Source organism: Bacillus sp. FJAT-29790 (genome assembly GCF_019039215.1).
Lineage (GTDB): Bacteria > Bacillota > Bacilli > Bacillales > Cytobacillaceae > Cytobacillus.
The window spans coordinates 3023423-3042984 of record NZ_JAHNZZ010000001.1; the positions used below are offsets into that span (position 1 = coordinate 3023423).

Below are 19562 nucleotides of genomic sequence, written 5' to 3' on the forward strand. Positions count from 1 at the left end.
AGGGACTCGCTCAAGGTGTTAAAGCCTTGAGTAAGTCCCTTTTTTGATTTAAATTAGGACTTGCATATCAAAGATCCTAATTTTTTTGCTTCTACTTAGCGGAGAAAAAGCTTCCAGTAATTATTGATACTCAGAACCAATATCTAGTGCCTTTTTTATCCGTTTAAAGTGGAAAAGAGAGGTCTCCCTCTCTTTTTATGCATACATCTTATTCTCTTCATTCTTAAAAAAGCTCTTCATCGCATGGAATACGTCGACTTTTTGCTTGAGGATATAGTAGCGGAAGTCTTCATTTTTGATGTTTTTATAAGCGGACATGAGGGTACTGTGGCGGTTATACTGGTTTACCTCACCATAGCCAAACATATTCGATACTTTCATCAGCTCCTCAACGAGCTTTACGCAGCGGGCATTGTCAGATGTTAAGTTGTCACCGTCTGAAAAATGGAATGGGTAAATATTATATTTGCGTGGGTTGTATTTAGCCTCGATCAGCTCTAGGGCTTTCCGGTAGGCAGATGAACAAATGGTTCCTCCGCTTTCTCCCTTGGAAAAGAAATCTTCCTCCGAAACGACTCTTGCTTCCGTATGGTGAGCGATGAATTCAATTTCAACCGTTTCATATTTCGTTCGTAAAAACCTCGTCATCCAGAAGAAGAAGCTTCTCGCCATATACTTCTCCCATATTCCCATCGAACCGCTCGTATCCATCATAGCTAAAACAACTGCTTTTGAATCCGGCTTAATTACTTCATTCCATGTCTTAAACTTTAAGTCCTCCTGAAATATCGGATGGAAACTCGGCTTTCCGGTCATTGCATTTCTCTTAAACGCTGTCATCATCGTCCGCTTTTTATCAATATTCCCCATTAAACCTGTTTTTCGAATATCATTAAATTCAATGTTTTCAACACGATGTTCATCCTGTTCCTTTTTCTTCAAATTAGGAAGCTCCAGTTGCTTAAAAAGTGCCTCCTCGATTTCCATAAGTGATACTTCGGCTTCAAAGTAATCCTCACCAGGCTGGTCACCTGCACCTTGCCCTTTTCCTGGTCCCTTTTGGCCCCCTGATCCATCACGTGCTACTACATCGCCTATTTGGCTCTCACCATCACCCTGGCCCACATGTTTGTTTTTATCATAGTTATAACGAATTTTATATTCGTCTAGTGAACGAATTGGAATTTTTACTACTTCTCGCCCATTCGACATCACAATACTTTCTTCTGTTATTAGATCAGGTAAATTATTGCGTATGGCATCCTGTACTTTTTCTTGATGGCGCTGCTGGTCATCATGGCCTTTGCGATGGAGGGACCAATCTTCTTGGGAAATCACAAACTGATGGTTATTAACATCGGTCATTTAAAGCCCTCCTTTTAATAAAAAATGATTTATGTGCACCAATTCTAACCGATCAACATACGATATCGAGGAGTGTCAAACTTAGATAGTTATTTTCTTTAGGCTATTTTCGTAATGTTTGTTGTTTTAAAAATGTGATTTTTATAAAAAAATCTGAGTTGATTGGAGCGGAAAGCAAGTGAGCCGCTGCGGGAATCAACGGGCAGAATTTCAAGGATAATAACAACAATATATGCGAAAAGAGCCTTTCCTTAAGACAACTCATCTAAAAATCTTGTAATTCTTCAAATCGTTCGTTTTACAACAAGATTTTCCAAATTCATCAAACTTCTTGGACAACTTAACACCAAGAAGAGTTTATTACTTTATCCTATGCAAGAACTCTAAATAATTTACAAATAAATTGTTCAATAAGGCATTGGCAAATAAAAATGGACATCCATGTGGAATCTACGATAGACATTGAAAATCACTAAAAGGACTGACATGGGATGTCAGTCCTTCTTTAGTTATCTTGTCGGCTTTTTTTAGGTTTTCTATGCTGTTCTTCTATCGATTCAATAAGCTTCCAACATACCGCAATAATTCATTAGCGGAGGTCGAGTTGTATCCATGTTCATCAATTAAACGGGCAACGACTTCATTCACTTTCTTAAGCTGCTGTTCATCAGGTGTTTTCGAGGATGTCGTAATTTTAACAACATCTTTTAAATCAGCAAATAATTTCTTTTGGATCGCTTCACGAAGCCGATCATGTGAATTATAATCAAAGCGTTTTCCTTTCCGTGCATAGGCAGAAATTCGAATCAGGATTTCTTCACGGAATGCTTTTTTCGCATTTTCCGAGATTCCTATTTGCTCTTCAATGGAACGCATAAGTTTTTCATCTGGATTAATTTCCTCACCAGTCAGAAGATCACGGAGTTTAGCCTTATTACAATATGCTTCTACATTATCGAGGTAATTTTCCATCAATGTTTTTGCAGACTCTTCATATGAGTATACAAATGCTTTTTGGACTTCTTTTTTAGCAATTTCATCATATTCCTTACGGGCAAGCGAAATATAGTTCAAATAACGCTCCTTGAGCTCCGCCGTAATCGAAGGATGCTGATCCAATCCTTCCTTCAAGGATCGCAAAACATCAAGCGCATTGATGGATGTGATCTCTTTTCGAATAATCGTTGAAGAAATTCGATTAATGACATAACGCGGATCAATTCCGCTCATACCTTCATCTGCATACTCCTTCTTCAATTCTTCCACATCTGCCCTATTATAGCCTTCAACACTTTCCCCATCGTATAGACGCATTTTTTTCACTAAATCGATATCGCCCTTTTTCGGATCCTTTAGACGGGTTAAAATCGTAAACATAGCTGCCACCTTCAATGTATGAGGGGCAATATGAACATCGTAAACATCGCTTTCGCGAATCATTTTGTCATAAATCTTTTCTTCTTGAGTGACCTTTAAATTATACGGAATGGGCATGACAATAATCCGGGAATGCAGTGCTTCATTTTTCTTATTGGAGATAAAAGAACGGTATTCAGTTTCATTCGTATGGGCGACAATTAATTCATCAGCGGAAATTAATGCAAACCGGCCTGCCTTGAAATTCCCTTCTTGAGTCAAGGATAAAAGATGCCACAGAAACTTTTCATCACATTTAAGCATTTCTTGAAACTCCATCATGCCCCGGTTCGCCTTGTTCAGTTCACCATCAAAGCGATATGCGCGCGGATCGGATTCAGATCCGTATTCCGCTATTGTTGAAAAATCGATACTGCCTGTTAAATCAGCAATATCTTGAGATTTCGGATCTGAAGGACTAAATGTTCCTATCCCTATTCTGCGATCTTCAGAAAAAAGAATTCTCTCTACCAATACATCCTCAATTCGGCCTTCATATTCCTGCTCGAGACGCATCATATTCAATGGCGATAAATTTCCTTCAATCCTAATTCCATATTCGTCAAGAAAGTCCTTTCGAAGGTGATGGGGGATTAAATGAAGAGGGTCCTCATGCATCGGACAGCCCTTGATCGCATAAACCGCTCCTCCATCACTATGCGAATAAGCTTCCAAACCTCTTTTCAACATCGTTACTAGCGTTGATTTCCCACCGCTGACTGGCCCCATTAATAAAAGGATTCTTTTGCGAACATCCAGCCTTTTTGCAGCGGGATGAAAATATTCTTCCACAAGCTTTTCAAGCGGCTCCTCAAGACCAAACAATTGATTGCTAAAAAACTGATATCGTTTTTGCCCTTTTACCTCTTCTACACCTGCATCTTTTATCATATTGTATACCCGGGAATGGGCTGATTGGGCAACCCATGGCTTTTCTTTTATAATTTCTAAATACTCTCCAAAAGTCCCTTCCCATTTAAGCTTTTCCTCTTCATGTCGATACATCTCAATTTTTTTTAGAATATCCATAAGAACCTCCCCCTGTCGCGTGATCTGACACGATTAATATACTCTATGCGCGCAAGCAATTGAACATGCAAATCAGAGGTCAGTTTTATTGGGTATAATATAACGGACAAGTTCATTACGGATTGTATTGCTCGTTCTTAAATAAGTTTTACCGAATACGAGTAATAATTCTATATCCAATTGAGAGCTAATCGTTCAAGTCTAATTCGCTTTCAAAAAATAGCTAGGCCGTAAGTGTATAAAAATCGCCATACTTTTCATTCACAGTTTCAGATTAATGGGCTATAATAACCTTATATACTTGTGTTAATTTTAGACTTACTTTATGAAGGAGGATTACATACATGGGTACAGTAATTGTTATCGGAGTTATGATCGCATTCTTAGCAGCTATTTTCACATCTGGTTACGAAGATAAGCCGGGAGTAACTAAATAATTAATGGATGTTTTCGTAAAGTTTGGTGCTTATTAAATGTGATTCTTATTTAATAATCTGAGTTGATTGGAGCGGAGGGCACTTGACTCCTCGAAAATGCTATTGCATTTTCTTCGTGCGTGGGCAAATTCAAGGATGAAAATCAGTATCCTGCGGGCAAACTTTGTAGGCTAAAAGCAACAATATATTCGAAAAAATCCTAATTAATAAAAGCGTAAGGCGCCCGCCTTACGCTTTTATTAATTCAAATGTAAATAATCTTGCTGGCGCAATGCTTCATAAATAAGAATCGCTGCAGTATTAGAAAGATTTAAGGAGCGGACATTTTCAGTCATTGGAATCCGCAATGCACGCTCCTTGTTAGTTTCAATCACGTCCTTTGGCAGACCGGTCGTTTCTTTCCCAAATATGAAGTAGTAATCCTTTTCCTTTTCACGATAGTCAAAGGAAGAATGCGGTTTAACACCAAACTTTGTTAAATAAAAAAATTCCCCTCCGGCATTTTTCTCATAAAATTCATCCAAGGAATCGTAATAAACAACATTAACAAATTCCCAATAGTCTAATCCTGCACGTTTTAACATCTTATCATCCGTTGAAAAGCCGAGCGGACGAATTAGATGCAGGGTTGTATCAGTTGCCGCACATGTACGGGCGATATTTCCCGTATTTGATGGAATCTCTGGTTGATATAAAACAACATGTATTGCCACGTTTCTTCACCTCAAAAATCAAATTCGCCTTGGCGTATTTGCGCCCAGATTTTTACCTTAGCTTGATCGATAAATTCCTTTAAAAAATCTGAGGCATCTGCCGGAGGCTTAACTTTATTCAGCCGGAATTTGAACCCCCATTTAATTGGATATCTTTTTGCATTCATCTCGCCACTTATATCGTTAAGAGACTTCTGCTGAATAAAGTTAAACGATATGTGTTATTATACCACTGAGACGAAGGCTGACAAGATAGACATCAATCATGCACAATCGTTAAAAATTGATATTTAATATTCGGCGTGTAAGCTGTGGAATCTTCATATGCCCAGTATCGCATCCTGCTGTTCGTTGTATGAGCATTAACAAGCGGCATCCCATCGGCGTCCTTTGCTGTCACAATCGTCGTATGGTCAAAGCGGCCATCGCCCTGAAAATCATAGCAGATCACATCACCTACCTGTAATTGATTGGGACTGGAGACTTTTTTTGCTCTGAGGCCAATATTGGAAACTGGCAAATGACTTCTTAACGAGTTTGCAACCGACCAGCTATAGCTCCAATTATTACTTCTCATCCACCATCCTTGCCCACGGTTTGGATAGCCTCTCATTGGGCCTCCACCTGCGTGAAGACATTGGGAAATATAATTCGTGCAATCCACTTCAAATTTTTTATAATTAGGGTTATAACTATTCCACCATCTCTCTGCATATTGAACAGCCTTTAGGCGGTCGTACTGATAGGCAATTCTTTCTCTTGATTCTTCTTCCCTGACTATCTGCCCTGCATCCTGAGTACTTGTTTCATACGGATTCTTTTCCTGGTCATCAACTAATACCCCTTTATAAAACTCCGCCTCCCTTTCCTCAATTTCCTCTTCTATAAAGAGAACGCCTTTTTGTTTAATTAAGTATTTGAAGTGCACATTATATTCCACTGAGCTAATTTCTTCTTTTTCAGCTCTTTGTGTAGTGATTTTTCCAACTGCTACTGCTTTTACGATCTCCCCGGAACGCTTAGCCAAACTTTCTTTTTTCTTCTCAATTTTTGGGCAAGTGTGAACTGTGCTCCTAGTATGCGAAACACATTGCTGGACTCTCTTTTCTAAAAGCGCTTGAAGCTGGTCTCTCACAAATTAACACTCCTTTCCAATATATACATATGAAAGGTGTTTGATTTTAAAATCAAAAAATGAGGGGAAATTTCCCCTCATTTTAATTTATATAGCTTAAACCTCTATTTATTTCAGTTAGTACTTCCTCGTCTTCTTCTTTTTGCTGCGCTTTTTCCAAAGCTTGTTGAGAAGCTTCGCCCCCAATTTTCCCAAGTGCCCATGCAGCTGTTCCGCGGATAACTGGCCGTGGATCAACCGTCATGACCTTTATTAAATCATCTACTGCCGTTTCATCTTTATAATGTGCTAAGGCAATGATGGCGTTTCGTTGGATTGGCTTTTTCCCTCTCCAAGACCCTGAGATGCGCCCAAACTTTTCTCTAAATTCCCGGTTACTCATGTGAAGAAGTGGTTTTAAAAGAGGCTTTGCAATTTCGGGGTCTGCTTCTAATTCTTCATGGAAATGATAATCCTTCCCTTTATTTTCTGGACAAACTGTTTGACATGTATCACAGCCATAAATTCGATTGCCTAGCTTTTCACGAAATGGCTCAGCAAGAAATCCCTTCGTTTGTGTGAGGAAGGCAATACAACGCTGGGCGTTCAGTTGCCCCCCTTGAACGAGGGCTCCGGTCGGACAGGCATCCACACATTTATTGCATGTACCACAACGCTCTTCCATTGGTTGATCAGGTTCAAAAGGGATATTGGTGATCATCTCCCCCAAATATACGTAGGAACCAAACTCAGGAGTGATAATCGCACAGTTTTTCCCGCTCCAGCCAATTCCCGCTCGTTCTGCTACTGCTCTATCAACCAATTCGCCAGTATCTACCATTGATTTACATTTGGCTTCGGGGACCTTTGATTGAATATATTTTTCTAGTTTTTGAAGCCTGTCCCTCAAAACGAGATGATAATCTGTTCCCCATGATGCACGGCAGAAGATCCCTCTACGCTCGCCTCTTTTGCTTACAACTCTTATCTTCATTTTTGAAGGATAGGCTACCGCAATTGAAAGGATAGAGCGTGGTTCGTTCAATAGTAAGGCTGGGTTCACCCTTTTTTCAATATCTGGTTCTTCAAACCCCGATTGATACGCTAGCTCCTGCTGTCTAATGAGTCTATTTTTCAATTCATCAAATGTATTTGCTGTTGTAAATCCGATTTTATCAATCCCAATCGTTTTACAGTAATCAATGATGTCTTGTTTTAATTGGGCAGTATTCATCATATCCCTCCTCTCTAGGTTTAAATATATATAATGAAAGGCGATAACATTTATTGAAACATCGCTTTATATGATAAACTATTTTCAAGTAAATTTGGAGGTGGAAAGGTTGGTAATTCAAATTTCTTCAGAATTATGTGCTCTCTTCCCTAATTTTAAAATCGGAATCGTCCATTATCAGAATACCGAAGTTGGCGAGTCTCCACAAATGGTAAAAGGCCGTTTGCAGTTGTTCCAGGAATCCATCTACTTTGATTTAGAGAACAAAAACGTTACGGATTTAGATGGCATCAAGGAATGGAGGCAGATTTTTAAAGCTGGAGGAAAAGATCCGAATCGTTACCGCCATTCAGCTGAAGCTCTTTACAGAAGAGTAAAAAAGCAAAACTATCTGCAGCCGGTTAACAGTTCGATCGATCTCAATAATTTCTTCTCTTTAGAATATCAAATCCCTATAGGAATCTACGATACGGAAAAGTTAAATGGGGACCTTATTATGAGGTTAGGGAATGAGGGAGAAGAATATATGGGGCTTAACGGAAGGCCTAACTCACTACATAATTTGATCATCACCTCAGATGACGAAGGACCTTTTGGTAGTCCGTTTGTTGATTCTGAAAGAACATGTGTAACTGAAAAAACGAACAATGCTGTTCAAGTTATTTATTTACGCCCATCAATGAAGAAAGACGATGCCGAACAAATGGTAGAATCCCTCATGAATATGTTTACTCAAGTACACGGTGGCGATGGAGAGTTTGAGATTATAGGGTGCTAATAGCCCCTATTTGTCGGATGACAATAAAGTTTTTCAAAAACGCCTGTTATGATATTCCATTAAAAGGCCATTTTCTTGAACAAAAGCTTTAGTGAAAGCAGATATTAGTTATTCTAGATAACATAAATAAGAGCAGTGGTGAAAAATGACCCACTGCTCTTATCACTATTTCGATAAAATTTTTGTGCTCTGTTTTGATAATCTAATAAATTTAGTTTCACTAACAAATGTAGAGCCCAAAAGGAGTGCTCCACCGAGCATTTGAATAATAGTCATTTGTTCTTGTAAGATTACCCCAGAAATCATTATAGCTACAAATGGATCTACATAGCTTAACATAGCAATACTCTGTCCCTTTAACTTTTGCATACCCGAGAAAAATAACCAAAATCCAATACCAGTGTTAACAATTCCTAACAGGATTATAAAGGGGATGGATGATCTTGATACTTCCAAGATACCGAATCCCTCCGTAAAAAGCACATATGGCAAGAGAAGTAAAGCAGTTGTTCCAAGTTGGATGATTGTAATCTCTAACTTGGCCATGTTTTGAATAAATTTATTCAATAACATTAATGCAGCGTAAAATACAGCTGCAACTAATCCAAAAAAGATCCCAAGTAGATCCCCTTTTCCAGATGTACTTATGCCATTTCCAACAATCAATAACATACCTAATATCGCTACACCAATACAAACAATCTTTTTGATAGGTAATTGTTCCTTAAGAATAATTGGTGAGAGAATCATGACAAGCACAGGTGCAAAGTAATACGCTAATGTTGCGTTAGTGAGTGTTGTATGATCGTAGGATTGATACAAAAAAATCCAATTCCCTCCTAATGCAATACCGGAAAGAAATAAAACGGAAGCATTAGCTTTCACTAATTTCCATGGAATGGATTTTTTCATCACAAAAAATACGAACATTAAAAATAGACATCCGATTGAACTACTTAGTAAAGCTGTTTCACTCGAAGATAAATCAATGTATCTTACAACTAAACCAATTGTACCGAAAATAATCATTGATAATATAAACTGAATGTTAGATTTCATCGCCTACTCCTTCGAATCTGCGAAACAGCTTATATTTCGCAGATTCTTAATCTGTTGTAAATATAAGCGTGTTTAAAGGAGTAACCGGTGGTGGTGATGTTGAAACGGGCTTTCTAACGTATGGATTTAAATATGATAATGGCATAATAAACCTCCTATTTGTGTTAATGTTTTATTCAAATGTAGTATTTAGAGAACGATTAATATCAATTATACAGTACAATATTATTTTTTGAATTGGATATTTTTATAAATACTGTTTTTATTAAACTTCTGGGAAATGGAGCTGACAGGTCATTATTAGCTTAATTTAGCTCACTTCCTTAGGGAACAATTTCAAAAACAGTACCTTGGTTAAAATCAGTCACTTTCATAGAGCCATAAACCCCTAAATATAGTCTGGTTTGATCCAGATTCGTTCCTAGACTAACATAATAAGCTGACCCGGACCCAAAATTATAATCGGTTTTAATAACACTAAAATCATTTAGTTTACAATCTGCTCTTACCCTGGTATATGCTAAAACCCCTCTAACCGGAGTTTGAGATTCTTCTTTCCGGGCAAGATCGGTAAACACTACGGTTCCTGTTAAATCGGGGATTCCATTCCCCATAAAGGCTTGCACTCCTGTAAGTGCAGTTCCTCCAAACTTATCGGGTCGAGGATCTTTATGAAAATAACTTGTTAAAGGCTGAAGTCGACTCACTGAAGTTTTTACTGCTTCATTGAAATAAGCAATTGTTTTCTCATCCAAAGCCGGATTATTAGTGCAGCCCCTTATAAACGAAGTTGGAAAAGCACCTTCCCACCCTCGCCAGCCAAAGTTAATAAATCCTTCTTGGTCAGGTTTAGATTTCATTAAAGAGGCTTGAATAAGCTGGGTAACCGGTATGGGTTTATAATAAACGAATGAAAAAATCGATTCTACCAAATCCTGTCCGACATTTCCCACATATTTGATATACTGATTATTAAACTTTAGAAATGAAATGCCAGGTATATTTCGGACCCCTTTGGCAATTACCGTCAGCGTTTCCTGAATAGGTACGGGTAATTCATTAAAACGTGTGACTACGGGTGGATTATAGATATTTGTATTTTTATCCACATCAATTTCGATTATTTTACCAGTTATCTCCATATCATTTTGACTTAAATTAAATGGATCATAGCCTGCTCCACCATCTCCGGTTGTTAAAACAAGTTTTCCGGTTTCAGGTGAAAAGTTTAGGCTATTGACACCATTATGATTGAAAAATGGTCTTCTTAAGTTAAGTAAAGTCCGTCTTTTTTGAGGTTGACCATTCGATTGTAAAATCCATTCTTCAATTGTATCAATATGATCATATAGAGTTTCTCTATTTATCCACCTTAGGTTTAAAGTTCTGGGATCACACGGGTTAGGTTTAAAATGTTCAGAAAGAGCACCTGGACCTTGTGTTCCAGCTACTGAATAATGAAGATAAAACAGACCGTTATAATAAAATTTAGGATGAAACGCTAGCCCTAGCAATCCCCGTTCATCATATCCACGACCAGAAACACCTGGTTCAGAAGAACCTAGCCTTATGATTCGTGGGCGAATATCTAAAAAAGTCCTAATATCTCCGTTTCCTATGTAAAAGATCTCTCCTACCTGGGTTGCAATAAATAATCTTTCAATTGAGTCACCTGGAAGTATAGTTGATTTCAAAACAGTAGGTAAATTTAACTTACTTACAATGGGCCGTAAACTAACCTTAACGTTTATCAACTAACATTACACTCCTTCATATTTTTTTATAAGAATATGATTAGAGCTGTTCTATTAGTACCAAATTAGGGCAGGGGGAATCTGATCAGGAGCATCGCCCTTTTTATGGGCTGATTGGTGAAAAAGCGGTATAATATGGTATTAATTAAACAATATGAAGATCATTTCAGGAGATGTATAAGGTGATCCAAATCCACGGAAATTCTGATAAATTAATCGTTGTAGTACACGAAATTTATGGGATTAACCAACACATGAAAGATTTATGTAAATTATTATTAGAACAAAATTTTGATGTCATTTGTCCAAATTTATTAGAACAAGAAATACCTTTTGACTATTCTCAAGAGGAAGAAGCTTACCGTAATTTTATGAATAATTTAGGGTTCACTAACGCATTAAATAAAGTGAAAAATATAATATTAGATATTCAAGATAAGTACTCAAAAATATTTATCATTGGATTTAGTGTAGGGGCAACTGTTGCATGGTTATGTAGTGAGGAAGAATATATCGATGGTATTGTCGGATATTATGGTTCACGAATTAGAGATTATGTAAAAATATCTCCAAAATGCCCAGCATTGCTATTTTTTCCGAAAGTAGAAAAATCATTTAATATTAATGAATTAATTGCAACTTTAGATAAACAGATTATAGATGTACATATATGTAAGGGTGAGCACGGATTTAGTGATCCATATTCACCTAAATACAATAGGGAATTAGCACAAAATACATTTAAAGAAACATTGAACTTCTTAAAAAACAGATGAGTTTTTATTAGGAAATATTCCGAAGGGCCATTTAGTCGAACAAGGGTAATGAGTTTATTAAGTTGTAAAATTTATCCTCTCATGTTAAAGTGGAAAATAGTGGAGATATTGAAAGGGGATAAAGATCCGATATGTGGAAGAACTTGTAATGATTAGAAATTGGATAGGTTAGTTTTTACTCTCATTTAGGAGGGTTTATTTGACCATCTATAATCATTCAAGGACTGCATTATTTGGCTTCAAAGACCCTTGTTAGAGGATGGATGCCTTTTTGTGTTTCTGTCTTTTTTTTGTGGGAACAATTATATCTCCTATTGACCTTATTTATGCGTCCTTCATTTGGAGGGAAATTATAATGAACCAATTAAAAGAAAAAATTGCAATTATTACGGGTGTAAGCCGTCTTAAAGGTATTGGAGCAGCTATTTGTAAAGAGCTAGCTGAAGCTGGATTTCATATATTTTTTACGTATTGGACTGAATATGATAAAAAAATGCCTTGGAGCATGGATTTAGATGAGCCAATAAAATTAAAAGAAGAATTAATACAAAAAGGTGTTAAAGTATCATGTATGGAGTTAGATTTAACCCATTTTGAAGCACCCGAACAGCTTTTAAGTAGAGTTATTGAGCAACTCGGTTATCCCGATATCTTAATTAATAACGCAACATATTCAACTAATACCGATTTTTCTAATTTAACTGAGGAAGAATTAGATAAACATTATATGGTAAATATTCGTGCAACAACACTTTTAAGTTGCAAATTTGCTCAAAAGTTTGATAAGGAATTGGGAGGAAGAATTGTCAACATTACTTCCGGTCAATTTCAAGGACCTATGCCTGGCGAATTAGCATATGCAACAACTAAGGGAGCAGTTGATGCTTTGACTATTACCTTATCAGCAGAACTTGCCCCATTGGGAATAACGGTCAATGCAATAAATCCAGGACCAACTGATACAGGGTGGATGACAGAGATCATCAAAGATGAATTAAAACCAATGTTTCCTTTCGGTAGAGTAGGCGAACCGAAAGATGTTGCAAAAGCCATAAAATTTCTAGTGAGTGATGAAGCAGAGTGGATTACAGGTCAAATTATTCATTCAGAGGGTGGATTTAGAAGATAAAACAAAAAGGCTCTAGTTTTAGAGCCTTTTTTTGTTTTGAACATTATAATTAAAGAGATTGGTAGCGATTGTTCAATAAGCGTAAGCCGGAAATTGAACTTTACTGATGGATTCCATACTCTATACCCACCACATTTCCGAGACTTCTTCTTCAATTAAAACCGACTTTAAATTTTTAACAGCCCGGGCAAATCCTTCTTCAATCGACATAATCGGATCTTCATGTTCGATGCTCACAACATAGTCATAGCCAAATGTCCGTAACGCACTCATCATGTCTGACCACTCTTGAAGACTATGCCCACATCCAACGGAGCGGAACGTCCATGCCCGTGTCTGTACATTTCCATATGGCTGCATATCTGTTAGCCCATACATATTAACGTTATCTTGGTCAATATAAGTATCCTTCGCATGGAAATGATGAATGGCATTTTCTTTCCCTAATATTTTTATCGCTGCAACAGGATTAATTCCTTGCCACCATAGGTGACTTGGATCAAGATTTGCGCCAATCGCGTCACATGTTTCTTCTCTTAGCTTAAGAAGCGTATATGGAGTATGAACTAAAAAACCGCCATGAAGCTCTAGTCCAATTTTCACAGTGTGATCTTTTGCATATTGACCTACTTCTTTCCAATAAGGAATTAATTTTTCCTCCCATTGCCATTTTAGGATATCCCCATATTCATTTGGCCATGGAGCAACAGGCCAATTAGGATATTTTGCACCTTCATGATCACCCGCTGTCCCTGAGAAACAGTTCACAACACGTACACCCATCAAATTAGCTAGTTTAATTGTCTTAACTAATGCTTGATGGGATTCTTCTGCAAAAGCTTGATCAGGCGAGATCGGATTCCCGTGACAGCTAAAGGCACTAATTTCTAAACCTCTTGATGTGATTTTCTCTAAATATTTGTTTCGCTCATCTTCACTTTCTAAAAGCAAATCAAGGTCACAGTGGGCATTCCCAGGATAGCCTCCTGTACCAATTTCTACAGCATTCAATCCGGCAACTTTCACATAATCAAGCATTTCTTCAAGGTTTTTCTGTGAAAATAATACCGTAAATACACCTAGTTTCATATTAGCTTCCTCCTATTTTAACCGGATGCTTTGACCTAGTTCACTACTTTTATAAATGGCATCAATAATCTTAGAAACTTTTAAAGCTTGCTCTGGTTTAACAATTAATTCTTCTATACCTAAGCAGCTATTAATAAAATTCTGTGCCTGGGGAAGGCTCGGATCCTCTTCTCCAGGCAGCCAGTCTGCCTCACTATTTAGTAACATGCCGTGCTTTGCTTGATTTAATTGAAATGGAAATAAATCAACTCCACCTGTTTGTCCAGAAATACTTACACTTTCTTCATCATTCTTAATATTAGCTGACCAAGAAGTCTCAAAAAGTAAAGATGCCCCATTATCAAACTTTACATATGCAGTCACATGGTCATCCACCTCGAAGGTTTCATAATCAAAACTTCCCCACAAATTCACTTGGTTAGGCGTCTTACTCAGTTCGCTGTAGGTAGTCCCCATCACTTCAACAGGCTCGGGATTTCCTAATAACCAGATCGACAAGTCTAAAAAGTGACAGCCATAATCAATTAAACTACCTCCACCTTGAAGCTCCTTATTCGTAAAAACGCCCCAGCCAGGAACTTTCCGTCTTCGAAGCGCTTTTGCTCTTGCAACGAACGGTTGACCAATTTCATTTTCCATTACAACTCGTTTTGCCGCCTGTGATTCTTTCATAAAACGATAATGATAAGCGATCGCTAATACTTTTCCTGACTTATTTGCCGCATCAATCATCAACTGGCACTCTTCTGGTGTCATCGCCATCGGTTTTTCACATAATACATGAAGACCTGCTTCAAGCGCTGCAATCGTCATTTCAGCATGAAACTTATTTGGCGTACAGATTGTAATCGCATCTACTTCGCCAAACATATCCTGATATTTAGTAAACACCTTTGGTATACTGAATTTTTCAGCAACTGACTTTGCTGTTGATTCATTCAGATCACATATCGCTTCAATTGTTACTTGATCGGATAACTTTAAGAAGGTCGGGATATGACGGTTTTGTGCAATCCCACCCGCTCCAATCATTCCTATCCGTAGTTTTTTCATGTTATTTCCCCTAATTACAGTTTGACGATTCGCTTTGATTCATTTGATTCTAATGCTGCAAGAATAACTTGAAGCGATTTCATTCCCTCTTCTCCTGTTACCAGCGGTTCCACATCATTCAATATTGAATTCACAAAATGCTTAATGACCTGCGACTCCGTTTGCTTTCCCTCTTCATTCGTCTGAATGCCGCCAAGCTCATATTTAACGACTTCTCCATTTTTATATTGAGCGATTAAAGAATGGACTGGATCATCTTCTAAACGTAAAATCCCTTTTTCCCCATAAATGATCGTTGAATTATCTTCTTTAGAAACATAGGACCAGCTCGCAGCTAGCGTACCGATAATCCCGCTTTCCGTTTTTAAAATGCATACAGCGGTATCATCTACATCTGCGTTTTCTTTCGCACTCGTTTCGACAAATGCACCGACTTCCACAATTTCTTCCCCGAGGATATAGCGGAGTAAATCGGTTTTATGAACACCTAGATCACCCATGGCACCAATAAACGCTTCCTTTTTTCTAAAGAACCAGGTTTCTTTTCCATCTGCACTCCAGCCTTCTGGTCCACCGTGGCCGAAAGCTGTTCGGAAGCTGTATATTTTCCCTACTTCCCCGTTTTCGATTAACTGCTTTGCTTTCTGGTGTGAAGGAACAAATCGTTGATTATGGGCAATCATTAGCTTCTTGTTGTTTTTCCCGGCAGCAGCAATCATCTTCTCAGCTTCTTCTCGTGACGTAGCCATTGGTTTTTCGCAAAGAACATGCTTACCAGCATTGAGAGCTGCAATTGAGATTGGCGCATGTAAATAATTCGGTGTGCAAACACTCACAGCAGTGATGTCGGGATTTGCAAGTAATTCTTCAAAATTCGAATAGCTTTTTGCATTGTATTGTCTTGCCATTTCAATTGCACGTTCTTCCACAATGTCGCAAACTGCGATAATTTCTACTTGCTCGTTTCCAGCATACTCTGGTAGATGACGATGTTTAGCAATACTCCCACAACCGATGATACCAACTTTTATCTTATCCATGATGCTCCTCCTATCCTATTATCCTTTAATTTCTTCAAGTGGCTTTGCATTGCCGTATACTGGCTTTGGAAGTTTCGTAGGCTTTGCCCACTTCACTGCATTTACAATGACACGCTGAATTTCCTCGTTGTAATACGTTGGATAAGTCTCATGACCAGGCCGGAAATAAAAGATTTTTCCTTTACCGCGCTGGTATGTACAACCACTTCTAAACACTTCTCCACCTTCAAACCAACTAACCATTACTAGCTGATCAGGTGCAGGAATATCGAAGTGTTCCCCGTACATTTCTTCATTCTCAAGCTCAATATACTCCCCTAATCCTTCTGCAATTGGATGACTCGGGTCTACAATCCAAATCCGTTCTTTTTCATCCGCTTCCCGCCACTTTAAATCACAAGAAGTCCCCATCAATGTTTTAAAGATTTTAGAGAAATGGCCGGAATGAAGAACAATTAGTCCCATCCCCTCTAGCACCCTTTGTTTCACTTTATCGACAATTTCATCCTTTACTTCATCGTGCGCAAGATGCCCCCACCAAATGAGAACTTCTGTCTCATCTAGCACTCCATCGGATAATCCATGATCTGCCTCATCTAATGTCGCTGTTTTTACGTTAAACTGCTCTTCTTTTAAGAAAGCAGCAATTGTTCCATGTATTCCTTCTGGATATACTTCCCTAACTTTTGGATCTTTCTGTTCATGGCGATTTTCGTTCCAAACTGTAACCCTTAACATATGAAACCTCCCACTTATTTAGATGATATGGAACTTCGATATTCATTTGGCGTCAAACCTATTAGCTTTTTAAAAACTTTACTGAAGTATTTTTCATTTTGGTAGCCTACATGATAAGCAATCTCATATATTTTCAAATATGGAGTTTCCAATAACTGCTTTGCCTTTTCGATCCTAATTTTTGTTAAATAGTCCGTAAGTGTTTCTTGAAATTCTAGCTTGAATTTCCTTGAAATATACTCTCTGCTTAAGAAGAAACGATCAGCAATTTCTTGCAGCGAGATTTCCTGCTGATAATTTTTCTGTAAATATTCTTCGATTTCTTGCATATTGTTTTTTTCAATTTGAAAAATGGCTTGGTTATCTTCTAGCTCGTTCCATTCCTTTACGGCCTTTTCTAATGTTTCATTTAGTATTTCGGGGTCAATTGGCTTTAATATATAGTCAAAACTTCTATAATAAATGGCATTTCTCATATACTCAAAATCATCATAGCCGCTAACTACGATTGTTTTACTTGGGATGTTTGAAGAGTTAAGCCATTTTAATAGACTAATCCCATCTCTTTTTGGCATTCTCATATCCGTGAAAATAATTGCTGGGCGATGCTTAGAAATGAGTTCGATCGCCGTTTCTCCATCTTCAGCCTCTAATACGGTCTTAATTCCAACCTTATCCCATTCCGCCAAAAGCTGCAGTCCCTCACGAACGTGTTTCTCATCATCAACTATGATCGCTTTCATTTTCTCCACCTTCCACACTTATTGGAAGCCTTATTGTCACCAAAAGGCCAGCTCCTTCGTGATTCTTAAGTTGTAAAGTGGCTAATCCATCATAATAAAGCATTAACCTGACATACACATTCCTTAATCCAATATTTGTTTCTTCTCCATTTCTTATGCTCGTTCCTTCTTCAAAATTCTGATAAATTTCTTCAAGGCGACTTTCTGTAACCCCGGCTCCATTATCAAGAACACTTATGAGTAAATCTGCCCCTTCTTTTTTGCATTCCACCCTAATTTCCCCAACTCCATCACGAATATCAAAACCATGTTTGAAGTAGTTTTCAATAATCGGCTGCAAAATCATTTTCGGAACATGTATATTCATAAATTCTTCATCAATATCAATTGAATATTCTAATTGCTCACCAAACCGCTCTTTTTGTAACAAAAGATAAGCTTTTGTGTAGTTTATTTCTTTAATTAACGGCACGATATCTTCATCCGTATTCATTCCGTATCTCATAATTTTTGAGAGGTGGGTGACGAGTGGATAAATTTGCGGCACATTATTTTTTAAGGCAACAGTGCCAATCGATTGTAATGCGTTATATAAGAAATGAGGATTTATTTGCGATTGAAGCACCTTTAATTGGTTTGTTTTGTTTTCCAATTCCAGTTTATACTCCCGATTAATAAGGTCATTTATTTTTTGGATCATTTGTTTAAATCGAAAGCCCAATATACCGATTTCATCTTTTCCAAATGATTCAAATTGGACATTCATGTTCCCTGCTTCAACCTCTTGAATATTTTGCAAAAGAACACGAATAGGTGAGGTAATTTTTAATGACACAAATAAAGTAGCCATGATGACGAGAAGTAACCCAACCACTCCGAACATAATGTTAATCTTTGCCACATTAAATGCACTTTCGTATAGAATGGCATAAGGAACCCTTTTAACTAAAAACCAGCCACCAGCTGATTCAGCCATTTGATCATAAATCATTACTCCATTAAATGAGTCTTCTTTCCATTCAATTGTCCCTTTTTCTTCTTTAGAAAGTAAAATTCTTTCAATCCATTTCTGTTTTTCTAGATTAGCTGATACGTCTGTATTTGAACTATATATTAGGTCACCTTCGGAAGATAAAATATAGAATTCCTCTGTCTTACTGTTATATAGATTTTCGCTTAATTCAAAAATTTTATCAGGCTTTATCTCTAAAGAAATAAATGCAAGCACTTCATTGGAGGGAATATTTGTGAATGAACGGTGAATAGTAATCACATTCTTACTTCCCTTATTTGAATTCCCATTTTGTTTTTGCATAGGTTCAATATACATGCCAAAAGAACTTTCTTTCGCTTTAACAAAATGATCATTCTTCATTGCATTTTCTTTAGTAGAAAAGACAACATTTGAACGTTTTGATGCCGAAATGACCCGATCATCTTTAACAACAGAAATATGAACACGGTCAATATGATCTTCAGCGTATAAAATCGTTTGCATGACATTTTTTATGATCCCTATTGTTAAATAATTATTGCTGTTATTAGCGGATCTCATGAAATTCATAAAGTCAGCATTATTGTACAAAGATAACGTTAACCGATTCAGCTCATTTATGTAGTTTTCTAAATTGACCTTCCCTTGATAAAGAAGATTGCTATTCTCTTGTACGACCTGATTCTTTAAAGATTCTTTCGTATGAATATAGGTAATAATGATTGATGTACCAAAAGGCAAAATCGTTGTAATCATTAATAGAATAATAAGTTTATTTCGTATGCTTGTCTTAAACATGACTCAGCCCCCCAAACTTCCACCTATACATAAGTATAGAGTTACTTTCCATTTGTGGGAATTTTTATATTATGTTAGTTCAACCTTTTGCTAATTTACGAATTTTCTACCCGAATTACCTGCTAAGTAGAAAAAAAATAGAAAGCATGCGCTAAAGTGTCATGCTTTCTATTAAATTTTCCCGTTTTAATTATTGGCCTATTTCGCATATATAGTTGTTTTTAGCCTTTAAAGTTTGCCGGTTGATTTCCGCTGCGGGCACTTGCTTTCCGCGGGGAGGGACGGGAGCCTCCTCGGCGTTAC

Annotated in this window: 17 protein-coding genes; 3 read left to right on the top strand and 14 right to left on the bottom strand. The window is 37.4% G+C overall.

All coding sequences use genetic code 11. The features are described from left to right. Positions 1-195: 195 nt before the first annotated feature. The 6 genes from yhbH to queG all read right to left on the bottom strand — a co-directional run bounded on the left by yhbH (position 196) and on the right by queG (position 7308). Positions 196-1365 (bottom strand): sporulation protein YhbH, encoded by a 1170-nt coding sequence (gene yhbH, locus BGM26_RS14255; RefSeq protein WP_217040444.1) that lies wholly within the window; start codon positions 1363-1365, stop codon positions 196-198. A gap of 549 nt (positions 1366-1914) precedes the next feature. Next, positions 1915-3810, bottom strand: a complete 1896-nt coding sequence (locus BGM26_RS14260) for a PrkA family serine protein kinase (RefSeq protein WP_217040445.1) — start codon at positions 3808-3810, stop codon at positions 1915-1917. Positions 3811-4486: 676 nt separating this feature from the next. Further along, complete coding sequence (trmL, locus tag BGM26_RS14265; RefSeq protein WP_217040446.1) at positions 4487-4960, bottom strand: tRNA (uridine(34)/cytosine(34)/5-carboxymethylaminomethyluridine(34)-2'-O)-methyltransferase TrmL; 474 nt, start codon at positions 4958-4960, stop codon at positions 4487-4489. Between the two features lie 11 nt (positions 4961-4971). Next, complete coding sequence (locus BGM26_RS14270; RefSeq protein WP_217040447.1) at positions 4972-5127, bottom strand: hypothetical protein; 156 nt, start codon at positions 5125-5127, stop codon at positions 4972-4974. 92 nt (positions 5128-5219) lie between these two features. Then, positions 5220-6095, bottom strand: coding sequence for an amidase domain-containing protein (locus BGM26_RS14275; RefSeq protein WP_217040448.1), 876 nt, complete (start codon positions 6093-6095; stop codon positions 5220-5222). Between the two features lie 82 nt (positions 6096-6177). Further along, positions 6178-7308 (bottom strand): tRNA epoxyqueuosine(34) reductase QueG, encoded by a 1131-nt coding sequence (gene queG, locus BGM26_RS14280; RefSeq protein WP_217040449.1) that lies wholly within the window; start codon positions 7306-7308, stop codon positions 6178-6180. Positions 7309-7417: 109 nt separating this feature from the next. On the opposite strand from queG, the gene BGM26_RS14285 reads away from it, so the two are divergent. Continuing rightward, positions 7418-8086, top strand: coding sequence for a B3/B4 domain-containing protein (locus tag BGM26_RS14285; RefSeq protein WP_217040450.1), 669 nt, complete (start codon positions 7418-7420; stop codon positions 8084-8086). Positions 8087-8251: 165 nt separating this feature from the next. Here BGM26_RS14285 and BGM26_RS14290 read toward each other — a convergent pair whose 3' ends face one another. Both BGM26_RS14290 and BGM26_RS14295 read right to left on the bottom strand, forming a co-directional pair. Continuing rightward, positions 8252-9145, bottom strand: coding sequence for a DMT family transporter (locus tag BGM26_RS14290; RefSeq protein WP_217040451.1), 894 nt, complete (start codon positions 9143-9145; stop codon positions 8252-8254). A 323-nt stretch (positions 9146-9468) separates the two neighbouring features. Continuing rightward, complete coding sequence (locus BGM26_RS14295; protein ID WP_217040452.1) at positions 9469-10899, bottom strand: PQQ-dependent sugar dehydrogenase; 1431 nt, start codon at positions 10897-10899, stop codon at positions 9469-9471. A 182-nt stretch (positions 10900-11081) separates the two neighbouring features. On the opposite strand from BGM26_RS14295, the gene BGM26_RS14300 reads away from it, so the two are divergent. Continuing rightward, positions 11082-11675, top strand: coding sequence for a dienelactone hydrolase family protein (locus tag BGM26_RS14300; protein WP_367949310.1), 594 nt, complete (start codon positions 11082-11084; stop codon positions 11673-11675). Between the two features lie 355 nt (positions 11676-12030). Next, a complete protein-coding gene (locus BGM26_RS14305) occupies positions 12031-12804 on the top strand; it encodes an SDR family oxidoreductase (protein ID WP_217040454.1) in 774 nt (257 codons plus the stop codon). Between the two features lie 120 nt (positions 12805-12924). Here the strand turns inward: BGM26_RS14305 and BGM26_RS14310 are convergent, their stop codons facing one another. The 6 genes from BGM26_RS14310 to BGM26_RS14335 are packed head-to-tail and all read right to left on the bottom strand — an operon-like array spanning position 12925 to position 19259. Then, positions 12925-13893: a sugar phosphate isomerase/epimerase family protein gene (locus BGM26_RS14310; RefSeq protein ID WP_217040455.1), complete on the bottom strand. Its 969-nt coding sequence runs from the start codon at positions 13891-13893 to the stop codon at positions 12925-12927. A 12-nt stretch (positions 13894-13905) separates the two neighbouring features. Continuing rightward, a complete protein-coding gene (locus BGM26_RS14315) occupies positions 13906-14946 on the bottom strand; it encodes a Gfo/Idh/MocA family protein (RefSeq protein WP_217040456.1) in 1041 nt (346 codons plus the stop codon). A 14-nt stretch (positions 14947-14960) separates the two neighbouring features. After that, positions 14961-15986, bottom strand: coding sequence for a Gfo/Idh/MocA family protein (locus tag BGM26_RS14320; RefSeq protein ID WP_217040457.1), 1026 nt, complete (start codon positions 15984-15986; stop codon positions 14961-14963). An 18-nt stretch (positions 15987-16004) separates the two neighbouring features. Then, on the bottom strand, positions 16005-16724 hold the full coding sequence (locus BGM26_RS14325; protein ID WP_217040458.1) for a ThuA domain-containing protein: 720 nt from the start codon (positions 16722-16724) through the stop codon (positions 16005-16007). 14 nt (positions 16725-16738) lie between these two features. Beyond that, positions 16739-17467: a response regulator transcription factor gene (locus tag BGM26_RS14330; protein WP_217040459.1), complete on the bottom strand. Its 729-nt coding sequence runs from the start codon at positions 17465-17467 to the stop codon at positions 16739-16741. Continuing rightward, positions 17448-19259, bottom strand: a complete 1812-nt coding sequence (locus BGM26_RS14335; protein WP_217040460.1) for a sensor histidine kinase — start codon at positions 19257-19259, stop codon at positions 17448-17450. Before BGM26_RS14335 ends, BGM26_RS14330 begins: the two co-directional genes overlap by 20 nt. Positions 19260-19562 lie beyond the last annotated feature (303 nt).

Bases quoted from the DNA above. Each gene is read 5' to 3' on its own strand.
- yhbH (WP_217040444.1), bottom strand. From the start codon at position 1,365: ATGACCGATGTTAATAACCATCAGTTTGTGATTTCCCAAGAAGATTGG.
- BGM26_RS14260 (WP_217040445.1), bottom strand. From the start codon at position 3,810: ATGGATATTCTAAAAAAAATTGAGATGTATCGACATGAAGAGGAAAAG.
- BGM26_RS14270 (WP_217040447.1), bottom strand. From the start codon at position 5,127: ATGAATGCAAAAAGATATCCAATTAAATGGGGGTTCAAATTCCGGCTG.
- queG (WP_217040449.1), bottom strand. From the start codon at position 7,308: ATGAATACTGCCCAATTAAAACAAGACATCATTGATTACTGTAAAACG.
- BGM26_RS14290 (WP_217040451.1), bottom strand. From the start codon at position 9,145: ATGAAATCTAACATTCAGTTTATATTATCAATGATTATTTTCGGTACA.
- BGM26_RS14305 (WP_217040454.1), top strand. From the start codon at position 12,031: ATGAACCAATTAAAAGAAAAAATTGCAATTATTACGGGTGTAAGCCGT.
- BGM26_RS14310 (WP_217040455.1), bottom strand. From the start codon at position 13,893: ATGAAACTAGGTGTATTTACGGTATTATTTTCACAGAAAAACCTTGAA.
- BGM26_RS14315 (WP_217040456.1), bottom strand. From the start codon at position 14,946: ATGAAAAAACTACGGATAGGAATGATTGGAGCGGGTGGGATTGCACAA.
- BGM26_RS14320 (WP_217040457.1), bottom strand. From the start codon at position 15,986: ATGGATAAGATAAAAGTTGGTATCATCGGTTGTGGGAGTATTGCTAAA.
- BGM26_RS14325 (WP_217040458.1), bottom strand. From the start codon at position 16,724: ATGTTAAGGGTTACAGTTTGGAACGAAAATCGCCATGAACAGAAAGAT.
- BGM26_RS14330 (WP_217040459.1), bottom strand. From the start codon at position 17,467: ATGAAAGCGATCATAGTTGATGATGAGAAACACGTTCGTGAGGGACTG.
- BGM26_RS14335 (WP_217040460.1), bottom strand. From the start codon at position 19,259: ATGTTTAAGACAAGCATACGAAATAAACTTATTATTCTATTAATGATT.